Source organism: Mesorhizobium sp. M7A.F.Ca.CA.004.12.1.1 (assembly GCF_003997835.1).
GTDB lineage: Bacteria > Pseudomonadota > Alphaproteobacteria > Rhizobiales > Rhizobiaceae > Mesorhizobium.
Window position 1 is genome coordinate 1 of the sequence record NZ_RZRK01001328.1, and the last position, 907, is coordinate 907.

The 907-nt window shown below is 66.6% G+C and carries 1 protein-coding gene; it reads left to right on the top strand.

Translation table 11 applies throughout. From position 1 onward, the window contains the following. Positions 1–907 (top strand): MFS transporter (locus EN984_RS36155; RefSeq protein WP_127384431.1); only part of this gene is annotated, 907 nt, incomplete at both ends.

Consider the following 907-nt stretch of genomic DNA (forward strand, 5'->3'; position numbering starts at 1 on the left):
GAGACAGGTGCCTGTCCGCCTTCATGCTGTCGTCCGGCCTGATCGGCGATCGCTATGGCCGCAAGCGCTCGTGGCTGGCCGGCGTCGGCATCTTCGTGGCCGGTTCGCTGATCTGCGCCGTCGCGCCCAATCTGCCGGTTCTGCTGGCCGGCCGGGTGGTACAGGGCATCGCCGGCTCGCTGCTCATTCCAGGCGCGCTGTCGATCCTGACGCAGGCCTTTCCCGATGCGCGCCAGCGCGCTGGCGTCATTGGCGGCTGGGCGTCGTTCGCCGCCATCTCTCTGCTCGTTGGTCCCGTCCTCGGTGGCATCCTGGTCGAGACCGTCGGCTGGCAAAGCATCTTCTTGATCAACCTGCCGCTGGGCTTGATCACGATCGCGCTCGGTGCTGTTTCGATCAACGAGACGGCGCATCCCGAACATGCCCATCTCGACCTCGTCGGCCTGGCTCTCAGCATCCTTTGGCTGGGGGCGCTGACCTTCGGCCTGATCTCGGCCGGCGAGAATGGCTGGGGCGAGCCAAGGACGGTCGCGGCGCTGGTCGCCGGCGTCGTCGGTCTGGCTGCTTTCCTCGGCTTCGAGGCGCGCACTGCACGCCCGATGCTGCCGCTTGGCCTGTTCCGCGATGTCCGCTTCGCCGTCGCCAATGTCGCTTCGTTCGCGCTCGGCTTCACCTCCTATTCCAGCGTCTTCTTCTTCTCGATGTTCCTGCAGCAGGTGCAGGGCTGGTCGCCGACGCAGACCGGCCTGCGCATGGCGCCGGCCTTCATCGTCCAGATCGTGGTGTCGCCATGGATCGGCAGGCTGAGCGCGCGCTATGGTCACTCCGCGCTGATGACCATCGGCTATGTTGCTATCGGCCTGTCCATGCTCGGCATGTGCTGGGCCGGCCCTTCGACGCCCTATGC